This is a genomic window from Dactylosporangium darangshiense, from assembly GCF_039537565.1.
GTDB classification, from domain to species: domain Bacteria; phylum Actinomycetota; class Actinomycetes; order Mycobacteriales; family Micromonosporaceae; genus Dactylosporangium; species Dactylosporangium darangshiense.
Genome location: NZ_BAABAT010000064.1, coordinates 1 through 12,793, shown reverse-complemented (window position 1 = coordinate 12,793; position 12,793 = coordinate 1). Strand labels below are relative to the sequence as shown.

12 protein-coding genes are annotated in these 12,793 nt (G+C 68.6%); 4 read left to right on the top strand and 8 right to left on the bottom strand.

What is annotated here, in order from left to right; translation table 11 throughout:
- Positions 1–6: 6 nt before the first annotated feature.
- From pspAA to ABD901_RS52785, 5 genes are all read right to left on the bottom strand, one after another.
- Positions 7–285 (bottom strand): PspA-associated protein PspAA, encoded by a 279-nt coding sequence (gene pspAA, locus ABD901_RS52805; RefSeq protein ID WP_345142241.1) that lies wholly within the window; start codon positions 283–285, stop codon positions 7–9.
- A complete protein-coding gene (locus ABD901_RS52800) occupies positions 282–1,058 on the bottom strand; it encodes a PspA/IM30 family protein (RefSeq protein WP_345142238.1) in 777 nt (258 codons plus the stop codon). Before ABD901_RS52800 ends, pspAA begins: the two co-directional genes overlap by 4 nt.
- A gap of 311 nt (positions 1,059–1,369) precedes the next feature.
- Positions 1,370–2,803: a diguanylate cyclase domain-containing protein gene (locus tag ABD901_RS52795; RefSeq protein ID WP_345142234.1), complete on the bottom strand. Its 1,434-nt coding sequence runs from the start codon at positions 2,801–2,803 to the stop codon at positions 1,370–1,372.
- Between the two features lie 48 nt (positions 2,804–2,851).
- Positions 2,852–4,021 (bottom strand): FIST signal transduction protein, encoded by a 1,170-nt coding sequence (locus ABD901_RS52790; RefSeq protein WP_345142230.1) that lies wholly within the window; start codon positions 4,019–4,021, stop codon positions 2,852–2,854.
- Positions 4,022–4,353: 332 nt separating this feature from the next.
- Positions 4,354–4,794: a hypothetical protein gene (locus ABD901_RS52785; RefSeq protein ID WP_345142227.1), complete on the bottom strand. Its 441-nt coding sequence runs from the start codon at positions 4,792–4,794 to the stop codon at positions 4,354–4,356.
- A gap of 194 nt (positions 4,795–4,988) precedes the next feature.
- Here ABD901_RS52785 and ABD901_RS52780 point away from each other — a divergent pair, with 194 nt between their 5' ends.
- Both ABD901_RS52780 and ABD901_RS52775 read left to right on the top strand, forming a co-directional pair.
- On the top strand, positions 4,989–5,876 hold the full coding sequence (locus ABD901_RS52780; protein ID WP_345142224.1) for a hypothetical protein: 888 nt from the start codon (positions 4,989–4,991) through the stop codon (positions 5,874–5,876).
- 308 nt (positions 5,877–6,184) lie between these two features.
- Positions 6,185–6,868, top strand: a complete 684-nt coding sequence (locus tag ABD901_RS52775; protein ID WP_345142221.1) for a hypothetical protein — start codon at positions 6,185–6,187, stop codon at positions 6,866–6,868.
- Between the two features lie 225 nt (positions 6,869–7,093).
- Here ABD901_RS52775 and ABD901_RS52770 read toward each other — a convergent pair whose 3' ends face one another.
- Entirely contained in the window at positions 7,094–7,792 is a 699-nt protein-coding gene (locus tag ABD901_RS52770; RefSeq protein ID WP_345142219.1) for an SDR family oxidoreductase, read from the bottom strand.
- A 488-nt stretch (positions 7,793–8,280) separates the two neighbouring features.
- On the opposite strand from ABD901_RS52770, the gene ABD901_RS52765 reads away from it, so the two are divergent.
- Together ABD901_RS52765 and ABD901_RS52760 are read left to right on the top strand one after the other, a co-directional pair.
- Positions 8,281–9,795, top strand: a complete 1,515-nt coding sequence (locus ABD901_RS52765; protein WP_345142216.1) for an RHS repeat-associated core domain-containing protein — start codon at positions 8,281–8,283, stop codon at positions 9,793–9,795.
- A gap of 323 nt (positions 9,796–10,118) precedes the next feature.
- Positions 10,119–10,505 (top strand): hypothetical protein, encoded by a 387-nt coding sequence (locus ABD901_RS52760; protein WP_345142213.1) that lies wholly within the window; start codon positions 10,119–10,121, stop codon positions 10,503–10,505.
- Positions 10,506–10,776: 271 nt separating this feature from the next.
- Here the strand turns inward: ABD901_RS52760 and ABD901_RS52755 are convergent, their stop codons facing one another.
- Together ABD901_RS52755 and ABD901_RS52750 are read right to left on the bottom strand one after the other, a co-directional pair.
- Entirely contained in the window at positions 10,777–11,712 is a 936-nt protein-coding gene (locus ABD901_RS52755; RefSeq protein WP_345142210.1) for a hypothetical protein, read from the bottom strand.
- A 491-nt stretch (positions 11,713–12,203) separates the two neighbouring features.
- The gene (locus ABD901_RS52750) at positions 12,204–12,617 is read right to left on the bottom strand and encodes a pyridoxamine 5'-phosphate oxidase family protein (protein WP_345142208.1); all 414 of its coding nucleotides are present in this window, start codon (positions 12,615–12,617) and stop codon (positions 12,204–12,206) included.
- Positions 12,618–12,793 lie beyond the last annotated feature (176 nt).

Genomic DNA, 12,793 nt, shown 5'->3' with positions numbered 1-12,793 from the left:
GGCTCCTCAGCCAGGGATGAGGCCCTCGTCGCCGAGCAGCGCGGCCACATCCGCCAGGTCGCTGTCGGGTGCGGGCAGGACGAGGTCGGAGACGGTGAGCACGTCGTCGGGCACCGGGGTACCGCGCTCACGGACGGCGGCGAGCAGCTCCCCCAGCCGGGCGTGGAACGCCACGGTGTCGGCGGCGTCGACGGCGGCCTGGACCGCGGCGTCCAGAACGTTGAGGTCGGTCAGCGCCGTCTCCGGCACGTCGTACTGGCCTTCACCGAGAATTCGGGTGATCATCGCTGACGCTCCTGTTCCGGTTGCCCGCTGGTCACCTCGGGGCGTGCCTGGCCACCACCGACAGCCGGGGCCGAGCGGCCGGCCTTGAGCGCCGCGAGCTCGCGGTCGACCCCCTGGTCGCCGCGCGCGGCCTCGAGGGCGGCCTGCAGGTCGTCGCGTCCGGCGGTGGTGGCGGTGGCGTCCTGGATGGCACCGGAGGCGAGCAGCTCGTCGATGGCCCCGGCGCGGGCCTGCATCTGGCTGGTCTTGTCCTCGGCGCGCTGGACGGCCATGCCGACGTCGCCCATCTCCTCGGAGATGCCGGAGACCGCCTCACCGACGCGGGTCTGCGCCTCGGCGGCGGTGTAGGTGGCCTTGATGGTCTCCTTGCGCGTGCGGAAGGCCTCTACGCGGGCCTGCAGCCGGGTCGCGGCGGTGGTGAGCTTGGCCTCCTCGGCGCTCAGCGCGTCGCGTTGGGCGGTGATGTCACCCATCTGGGCGGTGACGGCGGCCCGGCGGGTCAACGCCTCACGGGCCAGGTCGTCGCGGCCGAGGTCGACGGCCTGCGTGGCCTGCGCCTGGAGCCGGTCGGCGGCCTGCTGCAACTGGGTGACTTGCAGGTCCAGGCGTTTACGGCTGGTGGCGACATCGGCAACGCCGCGGCGAACCTTGGTCAGCATCTCCAGTTGACGCTCGTAGGAGTAGTCGAGCACCTCACGCGGGTCTTCGGCCCGGTCGAGGGCCTTGTTGGCCTTGACCCGGAACAGGTCGGCCAGGCGGCGGGCGATACTCACGGCAACTGCCCTTCCTCTGCATGGACATCGGCTTGAACAACAGCACGGCCCTGCTGGTCAGCACACGCCGCGCCGTCGTACGAGCTTGAGCGGTCGGCGGCCGCAACATCGACACGCTGGTGCCGGCGGCTCTCGCCACCGCGCAACCCCGCACCATGAGAAGCATCATCAGTGCGTGGGCACCGGTGATCGTCCTGATCTCCAACCAATTTTCTCACGGCAGGTGCCGGCAGTAGCCCGATTCCCGCACCACAGGGCCGGCGGCCGTAGCGACTACGTTGACCCGAGCGGTACAGCGGTCAGCGGGACAGTCAACCGCCAACCGGCTTTCCGCCGATGCGGTAGGCAGAGTGCACGGGATTCGCCGTCAGGATGCGCAAGGCGTCGGCGGTTTCGGATCTCGACAGGACGAAGCGGCCCCGGCCGGCTCGCTTGGCCTCGTACATCGCCATGTCGGCGTTCCTGATCAGCTCCTCCTCGTCTCCGGAGGTGTTGAGCGCGATGCCGATGCTGGCGCCCACCTCGGCCATGCCGGCGGGGAGGAGGACCGGGCGGGACAGCTCGTCGATGATGCGCGACGCCACCTCGTTGGCGTGGTGTTCGCTCGCGGGGCAGAGCACGACCACGAACTCGTCGCCGCCCAGGCGGCCGACCAGGTCGCTGCGGCGGACGACCGACTGCAGGCGGCGGGAGAGCTCGGCGAGCAGGGCGTCGCCGGCGGCGTGGCCCATGGTGTCGTTGACGGCCTTGAAGCGGTCCAGGTCAACAAACAGCAGCGCCACTGTGCCGGGGTCTCGGCTCTCGGCCAGGCGCTGGCGCAGCCGTTCGTGGAACAGGGCACGGCCGGGCAGGCCGGTGAGCGGGTCGTGGCGGGCGGCCTCCATGTCCTTCGCTGTCCGGGCGTCGGTGAGGGCCAGGCTGATGTGTTCGGCGAACGACAGCAGATGTTCGCGGTCGGGGTCGCCGAGGCGGCGGCCATCGGCCAGAGCGACGGCCAGTGCGCCGACCGTGCGGCCGTGCTCGTGAACCGGGGCGGCGAGGGTGCGGCGGCCGGCGGCGTCGGCGCGTTCCTGGACGCGGTCGATGCCGATCGCGCCGACGATCAGGTCGTCGTCGGTCATCGTGCGACGCTGCCAGAGGATCGGGCCTGACGCGGCGCCGCGGATGACCATCGCCTGGCCGGGGGTGTCGGGATCGAGCAGCACGAGCTCCGCGTCGCCGGCGTCAGTGGCGAGGACGTCGGCGACGGCGGCCAGGGTCGCGCGCAGCACCTCGGCCAGCGGGGCGCGGCGGGAGATGAGGCGCTGGATGTCGTAGAGGTGGCGCATGAGGCGCTCGCGGCGGCGCTCGGCCTCCAGGGTGCGCAGCATCCGCAGGGTCAGGCCGAGGACCTTGGCCATGCCGCGGATCAGGTTGTGCTCGGCGACGGTGAAGGCGTCCCCGACCCGGGCGAGCACGAGTACGCCCTCGTCGGCCCGGCCGAGCGCAGCCCAGCCCGCGCCGCACGGGCCGAGGCCGGGCAGGTCGATCGAGCCGCGGCCGCGCGGGACCTTGGCCAGCATGACGTAGTCGGGCGAACCCTCGGGCAGGCCGACCGCGTCCACCACGACGTCGCCGACCAGAAGGCCGCAGACCTCCGCCTCGAGGGTCTCCGCGGCCCGCTCGATCGCGGCATGGATGGCGGTCTCCTCGTCGTCGCAGCTGGAGACGACCGCGAGCAGCTCGACCAGCTGCTGCGCAGTCATGGCTCCGTCGGCCACTGCGACGACTCCCTTCCACGGCAGCGTCGCGCGTCAGCCGAACGCGAGGACGACCATCGTCTGGTTGTGAAAACCGTTGATGCCCCGGGTGCGGGCGATCTCACCGTACGTGTAGAACCCGGCGTAGGGAATGGCGCCCGCCTCCTCGGCGATGCGTGCGCCCTCCTTGAGGACGCCGTCATCGCCGAGCACCGCGCGGCAGGCGGCGCAGCTCAGCGTGAGCAGGCCGACCGGCGTGCAGCCCTCGAGCTGCTCGATCGCCGAGCGGCAGGCACGGCCCGATGCCGTCACCACCGACTCCTCGTCGCCCTCCATCGCGAATGCCAGGGCGCCCAGCGACAGGTTGCCGCCGCCGCCGATGGTCCGCCCGTCCACGTCGACCGCGGTGCTCATGTTGCGGATCTCGATGCCGCTTCGCCGTTGTACTCCGAGCGGCCGGCTCAACACGTAGTGGCGCAGGGCGACATCGTCCCGGTACACCTCCTCGGGGGCGCCGAGCCGGTCGAGGTAGGCGTCCAGGGCCGGTTCGTCGTCGAGCTCCTGGACCCGCCCGTCGCCGCTGCGCGTCACGACCAGGGGCTCGCCGGCCGGCCGCCACCCATGGTCGATGCCGATCGCGATCGGCGCGTCCGACCCGATACAGGCGGCAACGACGCCGTTGGTGAACACGTCGGTGCCGTGCAGCTGGAACGTGCCCGACATGCGCCAGCCGTCGCCGGCCGCCCCGCCGAACAGTGGCACGCTCGCGCCGAGCACGCCGTAGACGCCGCGGATCACCATCTCCTGGTCGCGGGCCAGCCCGTCGGTGAGCAGGAGCAGGACCCGGTGCGGCCGGTCGGCGACGTCGGCCGCGCACCGGGCCGCCTCGGCCCCGGCATCGCGCTGCCGCCCGCTGATCTCCGGCACTGCGGTCGTACTCACCGAGAACCCGCTACCGCCGAGCGCCGTGACGACGACGCTGCCGTCGTACGGCCCGCCCGGGTTGATCTCACCGTGCGTGGAGCACCCGAGGACCGGCACTCCCGGCGCTGCCGCCCGCAGTGCGTCGGCGATGCGGTACGGGTCGTGCCCGATGCCGGCGAACACCAGCAACAGCGTCGGGTCGTGGCCGGTCAGCGCGGCCTGGGCCGCCTCGCGGGCCGCCTCGTACGAGTCCGGAGCCAGCGACGTTCCGACGGACATCCATCGATCGACGTCGCCCATCTCCACGCTCCCGATCGCAGCAGGTCACGTCGGGCGACCTGTTCAACCGTGAACGTCGGTCGCGAGTCACGCGGCGTCAGCATAGTTCGGGCAGGCGCGGTTCGCACCTCACTGCCTGGGCATCGCGGCGGGATCGCATAGTTGCCGTACTGGACATGCCAGAAGCCCGCTACCGAGACCGCCACGCGCCCCCTCCTCGACGTCTGCCGACCGGTCGCACTGGATTCTCGGCGGGCGCCCGGCGGCGGCGCCATCCACCGCGCGGGCCACCCGATCCGGCTCACCGAGGTGCAACGGCCGCCGGCCTCAGGATCTCCGGGATGGGGACAGCCCTACTCCCGTCGCAGCGCCAGGTGTACCGCGTGTGCGCCCCCGATCACGACCGTGGCCACCGCCAGCGCCAGCCCGACCGCCCCGAAGCCGCTGAGGTGCGGCGTCGGCGTGCCTGTGCCGGGCTTGGCGATGAGCATCAGCGCGATGAGAGCGGCAAGGGCCGCGCAGGTCCCGGGCAGCGCCGGCCCCCGCGCCCCGAACGCCACGGCGGCCAGGCACCCGACCAGGGTGAACAGCAGCACGATCCCGATCACCGCCGCCCCGCCCCCGCCGGTGTTGGCCATGTCGAACACGGTCCCGTAGTGGGCCCGCATCTCCACCTGCCCGCGCGCGTCGTACTCGACCACGTCGTCGAAGAGCGGCGCGAACGCCAACGCGAACGTGAGCAACGCCAGCGGGGCGTAGAACCGCGCGTACCGCTGCGAAAGCGTCTCGGCCATGCGCGGCATTCTGGCACATGCGTCGATCCGCAGCGTGGTGGAGCGTCACCGTCACCAACACCGGGATGTTCGCGGTCGACGCCCACGCACCGGCAGCCGGCACCCTATGCGTACGAGAACACCGTAGGCATAATCGAGCGATGCCGATACGCCGGGCGCTGTTCTCCCTCGCGGCGTTGACCGCCACTGTGGCCGTGCTCGTCCTGCTGTACCACCAATTCGCCCGGGACCGCGCGGCCTGGCCGGGTCTCGTGTTGAGCGGCGCGCTGCTGGTGTGGTGGTTCATCCGCCCATGGCCCGCACGGGATGCGGCGGGCGTCGCTTGGATCGCTCGTGGCCTCGTCCTCGCAGCGGCGGCCGCCTACTACGGGATGGCCGGGCTCGACCGGCCGCGGCTGGACCCGGTGCTGGCGGCCTTCGCCGCGGCCCTGATCGCGGCCGGCGTGCTCCAGCGGCCCGATCCGGGTTTTCCGCGCGGCCGGCGACTGGTGGCGACGATCGCGTATCTGGTGGCCGCACTTGCCGGCCGGTATCTGGGGTACTGGCTGGCGCTCGCGCTGTTCTGGGTGCCGGCGCGCGCGCTCGGGCTCCTCCGGGACTGGTGGGCAGCCAACTGGCTGGTCTTTCCGGTCGCCGCGCTCGTGTGGCTGCTCTGGGCCATCGTGATCGGCCTCGGGCTGGGCGTCCTGCAGAGCTACGAGGTTCGACGGCGGCGGGTCACCCATGGTCAGAGCTACACCTACGGATCTGCGCCACCTTTGATGGGCACAGGCTCCTACAGCTACACCACGCACACCAACACGTACGAGCAGTCCGAGGAGGAGGAGCTCACCCGGCCACCGCTCGGCACCGGACTGGTGCCGCTCGTGCAGGTCCGCTGGGTCGCCGGCGGTTGGACATCCTCGACATCCAGCCACGGCGGGTGGGGTTCCGCAATGTCGACGACCTACGCGGACGGCCACTGGCGCGTGCGGGCATTCCATTTCCCTCCCGTGTATCTGCCGATCTGGCTCAACCGCCTGGTGCAGGCGGGTTCGTCACGCCGGGGTCGAGCTACGGGCGAGCAGGATCCAGACATCTGACATCGGATGCCGCCGACATACCAGCGTGGTCCGGACCGCAGCCGAGCGAAGGTCAGATGCACGGATCTGCCGGCGGCGGTGCGCGGTGCCGCAGACTCGTTGCGCGTTTCCGCCGTGCCCGGACGTCGCGGCCGTCTGCAAGGGATACATGGTGGGCGCAGGCATAATGCTGAAATGGCCCTGTCGTCTGGCCCGGCGCAGTTGATTCCCGGCGGTCCTCTCCCACCTTGGTTGCAAAGGTTGTTTGCGTCCAAGGACGAGGCTGCAATCGGAAAATTGGAGGGTCTGCGCCGGTTGGTCGACGCGCTGTGGACCTTGAGCCGTCCGGTGAGGTACTGCTCATCAGCCAACTGCTCGACATGAGCGACAGGCGTGCCGCGTTGCCGCACCTGGATCGGCACGTGCGCGCACGGCATGAACTGAACGCGGCCGCCATGGACCTGGTCTGCCAGCGCCTGCGTGCCGGCACCGCCGGACCGGTCAGCTGGGTCCTGGGCGCGATGCACCGCGATGGCCAGGTGCGGCAACAGGCGGTGAACGCCATCCTCTCGGGCGCGCTGCCGATTCCCGGGCCGCCCGGCCAAACAGCCGCGTCACCACAGGACGCCTCCGCGCCGGCAACACGGAACTGGGTCGGTTGCTGGGACTTCGCCGATCCCGAGTCACGTACCGGTCCGCTCGCGGCCCTGGTGCCCGTCCTGATGCTGCGCACCGCCGACTGGGTGACCCAGGTGCGAGAGGCCGCGCGGGTTGGCCTGATGGCACGGCTCACCGCGGACCCCCGGTACCTTCCGATCGCCCTGAAAAGCATTGCGCTCGTCGGGGCCCGTACCCACGGCCGGTTCATCACGATGCGCACATTCGAGGCATTGGCCGCTGCGCCGCAGCCGGTCCGCGACGCGCTTACCGTGTCACCGAACCCGGCCATCCGCCGGGCAGCCATCGCCGCCAGCCGGAGCTCCTTCGATGAGGACATACGCCGCCGGCGCTGAAAGCCCGCTTCCGGATCAACGATCTGGGTTGCACTCCCCTGACGTTCATCGAGCTGGCTGTTCGGCCACACTCTCATGCCGATGAGCGTAAACGGGCTCTGGCGCTGATCTTGTGACGCGGTCGGTGTGTGGACATCGCCACCGCGGCCACCGGCCCGCTGTGGTTACAGCTGTACTGGCTCAAGCGCTGCGACCTCCCGGTGGACCTGATCCGGGAGCGCGGCGTCAGCCGAGCTGCCCGGTCGGCCGCATGGTGATGTGGTTGATGTCCACGCCCGCGGGCTGGTTGACGGCGAAGACGATCGTGTCCGCGATCTGCTCGGCGGTCATCGCCGGCGTCGCCTTGGGGGTGCCGCCGCGCTCGTCCCAGAACGGGGTGTCCACCACCCCGGGGGCGACGACGGTCACGCCGACTCCGTCCTTGCCGACCAGCAGCCGGGTGTTCTCGGCCAGCGCGTGCGCGGCCCACTTGGTGACCGAGTACAGGTTGCCAGGTGTGTTGCGCACCCCGGCGACCGAACCGATGATCACGATCCGGCCCTTGGACTCCCTAAGGTGCGGCAGGGTCTCCCGCACCAGCAGGGCCGGGCCCAGGACGTTGGTGAGGACCATGGCGCGCATGTCCTCGGGGGCGTGGCTCTCCAGGTTGCCGGGCAGTGAGAAACCGGCGTTGGCGATGACGTTGTCCAATCGGCCCCACGCGTCCACCACGCGGCGCACGGCGGAGGCGACGTCGTGCGCGTCGCTGGTGTCGCCGGTGATCGTCAGCAGCCGCTCGCCCGCTCCGGCCGAAGCGGCGAAGGCGGCCAGCTTGTCTGCGTCACGTCCGGTGACGGCCACGCGGTGGCCCTGCTTGAGCAGGGCGCGGGCGGTGGCGGCGCCGATTCCGGTCGAGCCACCGGTGATCAGCGTGACGGGTTCCATGGGACGGCCTCCTCAGCGATATGGGTCATCGGGGCTCCGCCAGGGTCCCGGATGCCGATGAACGCGAGGTGGCGCGTGAGGTCGGCCGACTCCGGGTCGCCGGTTCCCCGAACCGCCTGCACTATACCCAGCGATCTTCCCGCCGAGCCGGTACGCCATCGCTGACCGGCCACGATGCCGTACGAAGTGCCCGAACCCGCGCTGCCGGCCCCCATGTTGGGCCCTGCGCGGCGCGCAGGGCCCGGGCTAGTTGCGCGAGCTCACGGAGGCGTGGACCACCATTGCCGCCACCTGCCAAGACCCGCCGACCACCGCGGACGTTGGTGGCCCGGACGCCTACTGGACCACCTACGGCTACCAGACCGGGACCAGCACCTACAACAACGGCAACCGTCGCACGGAAGTCCGGCACGCCATCGGCGGTGGAATCGACACCACTCGCACCTACAACTACACCGACCCCACCAAGCACCACACGCTGAGCAACGTTGCCACCACCGGCGCTACCACGAGTACCGACAGCTACACCTACGACAACGCCGGCAACACCCTCACCCGCAACATCGCCGGCAAACCCCCCCCAGGCCCTCGACTGGGACAGCGAAGGCCACCTCACCACAGTTACCGACACCACAGGCGTCACCACCTATATCTACGACGCCGACGGTAACCGCCTCATCGCCAAAGACCCCACCGGCGCCACCGCCTACCTACCTGGCTACGAACTCCGCAAGGCCGGCACCACCACCACCTGCACCCGCTACCTCGGCCCCGCCACCCGCACCCCAACCGGCACCACCTGGATCGCCAGCGACGCCCACGGCACCGGCCAACTCGCCATCTACGCCGCCACCCTCAGCGGAACCCGCCGCAAAACCGACCCGTTCGGCAACCCCCGCGGCACCGACCCCACCTGGCCCAACCCTCAAGGCTTCGTCGGCGGCATCCGCGACAACACCGGCCTCACCCACCTCGGCGCCCGCGAATACGAACCCGCTACCGGCCGGTTCATCTCCGACGATCCGATCACCGACCCAGCCGATCCGCAACAGTCCAACGGATACACGTACGCCAGCAACAACCCCACGACATCCTCCGACCCGACCGGCCTGTGGACTGACCACGATCCCGGCGACTACAAAGAGCCGCCATGCTCGAACCCGACCATGTGCGACCACCAAAACCCGTACGGCGCAGGCGGCGCCGGGCCTGGCAGCGGCTCGGATGGCTCCGGTGGATCGGACGGTTCGCCGAGCGACAAGGACCTTGAAAAAGCCAACCTGATCAAACACGCCACCGCGCTCGACGTCATCCTTAACGTCGGCGGGAAAATTCTGCTCGATCTCCTCGGCGTCACCGACATGGTCAACTGCTTCACCAAGGGCGACATTCTCGCCTGCGTCAATACCCTGATCAACGTCCTGCCATGGGGACAGATCTTCAAAGCAGCCAAAGTCGGGGAAGCAGCATGGCGGGTCGGCCGCGCGATCCTGCGATGGGTTGGCGAGGTCAAATGGGCCAAGAAGGTCCTCGCCGAAGCCGAACGCGCCGCCACCAAAGCCGACGACCTCGTCGGCGAAGCCGACAACCTCGCCGGCAAAGCCTGCAGGCGCAATAGCTTCCTCCCAGGCACGCCGGTTCTGCTTGCAGACGGAACCACGAAACCGATCGAAGACGTGGACATCGGCGACCTTATCCTCGCAACCGACCCGCTCACCGGACAAACTCACGCTGAGCCGGTAACGATCCTCCACGCCAACATCGACATCGAGCTCGTTGACCTGACTATTGAAGGTCCCAACGGCCCCGCGGTCCTGCACACCACCGCCCACCACCCGTTCTGGAACGAGTCTCGGCAGCGCTGGTCTGACGCCGCCGACCTCGAGCCTGGCGACCAGCTCCACACCGTCAACGACACGGTCGAAATCGTTACTAGCGTCGTTGCGTACATCGGCCGCCAGGAGATGCGCAACCTCACCGTTGCCGACATCCACACGTACTAAGTGCTCGCCGGCAACACGCCGGTGCTCGTTCACAACGACGGTGTAAACTACTTCCCGCCGCGGAATTTGCGGGAACTTTACGATAAGGGCGGCAAGGCGATACCAGACGTGGAAGGTAGGGCGCACACGCAGCTCGGCCGAAACAATGTCGGAAAGCCGAGTGAATATAACGCAGCACACGAGTTTGACGAGAACGGTCGGCTGGTGCGTCAAAGCCACTGGTCGGACCACAGTGATCCTAGGCTCCACCCAAACCCGCATCAGCATGTATATGACCCTGTTACTGGCGCACGTGGAACCGTCGAGCCGTTTGAAGGTTGCTGATGATTGAGGCGTTAATCCCGGCATTTCGCCACGACGGCGAAATGACAACCCTGACCGAAGTGCTCGGGCGAGTTGCCGGATCCGCTTGGAATTGGCGGCTGTTGGACTTCGATGGAACGTCGAAGCGGCATGCAGACCTCGACGTACAGAAGTTGCAGCGTTCCTTGGAGCACGCCGTTGAGGGATTGGACTACTCGTGGTCGGCTCTAGTTTATTTCGGGGAGTTGGTGTTTCAGCCGTTCGACGCAACGCTAGTAGCTTCCGACGGGATTGGTAAGTGCGTGCTGGTGCTGGAGGTCCGTGACAGCACTTATTGGCGAATTCTGGCTGACGAGGCAAGCCCGCAGGCGATCACATCACTAGAGCGAATATCGCAGCTCCAATAATGTGATTTCCACGGAGGATTGCGCTTTGACAGGTCCACGGCAGATCGCCGTAGGGGGTAAGCCGTTATCGTAGGAAATGCCTGACGCACGGCTGACAGCCGCCTGCGATGTCAGGCCTGGGAGGGCTCACTCGTGCGTCTTCTTGGACGTCGCACTACAGGTCGTCATCGACAAAGATGAAGGACCTCTTCGGTGCCGAGTCGTTCTCCGCGTCTCAGGTCCGTGAGTTCGTGCAGGTCTGCCGATGTGGGCTCACGGCGGGTTCTGGTGTCTATCGATTTGATGCGTCGCGGGCGGAGAGCGCGTTCGGCCGCGATACTCGTCGCAGGTCTGGTGGTCCAGGCGGCAGCGCGGGGGCGACGACCTCGAACACCCGCTCGGCTGCGGCCTGGTCGTATTGCTCAATACTCGGGGTCGCCCGGCACCAGTAGCCACCGGCGTCCAGGTGCTCGACCTCGACGAATGCGCCACTGAACCGGAGCGCGTCCAGTCCGCCGAGCCGCTGTCCGATCTCCTCGGGGAGGATGGTGAGCCACGCGTACCCGCGCAGGAGTTGGCGGGCCTGCGGGAGGCTCTGCTCCACGTACTTGCCGATACCCCACTCGAAGACGCCGCCGGTCTGGTTGCCCCAGAAGATCTCGCCGTGCACCGGGTTGCCCAGGTTCGCCACGCCGCGTACGAAGGCGAGCAGTGGCGCCATGCCGTTCGTCTGTGTGAGTGGGGTCCTCAGTGTCAGCAGGCGCAGCTGTAGCCACGCGCCGGTGTCGCTGTCGATCCGATCCAGGTCGAAGCCCAGAGTCGGGCCGGTGTGCGACTCGCCATCGTCACCGTTGGCGTCGAACCAGAGGTTCGCGCCACGCGGCAGGTCCTGCAGCGACTCGACGAGGGCATCGAACATGACGGGCGAATAGGCTGTGTGCAGGTAGCCGTCACCTCCGCGCTGCGGAATCGAGAGCATGATGCTCACCGCGTGCGGCTCGCGACGCGACAGCCTGGTCTCGATGTGCAATTCCGTCGGCGAGGCTTGGGCGGCCGGGTCGTAGAACGCGCCGCCGAGCTGGGTGAAGCCGTCCCTGAACCACCGCTGCGCCGCCGTCACCGCCCGACCGCGATCCTCACTGACGGCCACGTACAGCTGCACCTGCAGGATGGGCAACCACCAATCCCGCCCAGGCCGCACCCCGACCGGTTCGTCGACATCACGCATGACCAGGCTCCCCTACTTCTGACCGACCAGCGCTGGCGCGGCGCATTCCGGCTACGGACGTGCACGACCAGACCCGCACCGGCCACGTATCCCGTGCCGCGCGGACAGACTCTCTCCACCACCGCTTCCTCAAGCGGGGCGGCGAGCATACCCCCGAGTATCAGCACCATGATCGGGTGCGCGGACATGCCGCAGACCGCGCTCGCCAGCGCTCGGTCCATCGTGACAGCGAGTGATCGAGCTTCCCGCGGCAGGGCATCCGACTCTGCCGAATTCAGTGCATCCGATCATGCGCCGGACCGCCGCGATCATTGGCGATACACCCGGTTCCGGCACGATCGATTGGCCAGCGCACTGAAGCTACTGCTGTTCGCCGCCTCGCCGGTTCCCTCCTTCGCACCAGCAGGCGACGGACTCATCGACGGCGGAGAACGTTAGCGTCCATGTAGTGTCGACGACGCGGCCGGGCTGCGCCTGCCGCTACCAGTCGATCACGGCTCGCCGAGATCCGATGAGAGCCAATGCTCCGGCTCCAGCTCGATCCGGTACTCGCCCCGCGCGAACCTCACATACGGCTCGACCTTCGCCGGCACGAGATACCTGCTGGCAATCACACGGAGATCATCATCGCTCGAAGGCCCGATCACGCTGGCTCGTCCCTCGACCGAGACATAGCGCGTCGTGGGCGCCACCCGATCGACCATCAGTGAGAACCGACCAGCCTCGGCGATCAGCTTTCCCTTACGCGAATCCCGATGGGTCGAGACCCAGAGCGGACCGCCCGGGACGTAGTGGTACCAGATCGGGACGACCAACGGCCCACGGCCCGGGCCCGCGCTCACAGACAGTGCGGCAACATGCGGCTGGGCGAGAAACTCCTCGCGCTCTGGAATCGAAAGCGACATGAACCAAGGCTCCTACCCACCACCGACAGGATCTAGACCCCCGGCACTAAGAGTGTGTTTGAGAAGTGGTCTATTTGTCGTCGGGCCAGCGCCAGCGTTGCTGACGGGTGGCTGGCCGGCCTCGGGCGATGCGGCTGGTCATGGTGTTGATCGCGGCCCAGCGGATCATGGCTTCG